Here is a 931-nt window from a genome sequence, read left to right as displayed (position 1 = left end):
GATCATCAGAATGGCGATCCCTTGCGCCGCCAGTTCGCTGATAATGTGATAAATACCGGCTTTATTGGCGATATCGACGCCGACCGTGGGGCTGTCCAGAATCAGTACCCGGGGTTCGATTGCCAGCCATTTGGCAATCGAAATGCGCTGCGCGTTGCCTCCCGACAGCGTACTCACCGGCAAGCGCGGATCGGGCGCTTTGATACTGAGCGCGGCGATCAGCCGGTTCACTATCGCCTGCACCTGTTTTTTGCGGATCAGCCCGCAGGCATTGCGCACTTTGTCGAAAATAGTGCTGATAATATTGTCCTCAATGGACTGCGCCATCACCAATCCGCGCGACATACGGTCTTCCGACACATAGCCAATACCGTAGCGCAGTGCGTCACGGTTACTGCGCAACTGCACCGTTTGACCGTCGATGAGTATCTCTCCGCTGTCAGGCCGCGTCATGCCAAACAGGCTCAGGCAGAGTTCGGTGCGCCCCGCCCCCAGCAGCCCGATGATGGAAACTATTTCTCCGGCACCGATTGAAAACGAGATATCGCGGTATTCCCCCGCGCGGCTGAGTTGCCGCACCTCGAGCACGTTGCGCGATGCATCGCCCTGCCAGGGTTCGCGGATGTGGTAGTCAAAAGCTTGCCCGGTCATCAGCATGCCGAGCTGGCGTGTGCTCATGTCGTTGGCCGGATAGGTTCCCACCAGATTGCCGTCTTTCAGCACGGTGATGCGATCGGATACCGCCATGACCTCTTCCAACCGGTGGCTAACGAACACCACGCAGATACCGCGCCCACGCAGTTGGCGTACCACGTGCAGCAACCCTTCTACTTCCTGATGCGTCAAGGAGGCGGTGGGCTCATCCATAATGATCAGCCTGGCATCCTGCGCCAGCGCCCGACAGATAGCCACCAGTTGGCAGCGCGCAATC

At 58.6% G+C, this 931-nt stretch carries 1 protein-coding gene; it reads right to left on the bottom strand.

Features of this window, described 5'->3' with window-relative positions:
• Positions 1-931, bottom strand: a 931-nt coding sequence (locus tag J5224_RS30490) for a sugar ABC transporter ATP-binding protein (protein WP_264628779.1), incomplete at both ends; no start/stop codon positions are given.

The sequence above is a fragment of the Candidatus Symbiopectobacterium sp. NZEC135 genome (assembly GCF_025962695.1).
The sequence above is the reverse complement of the archived record's forward strand: the minus strand, read 5'-3'. Positions and strand labels throughout refer to the sequence as shown.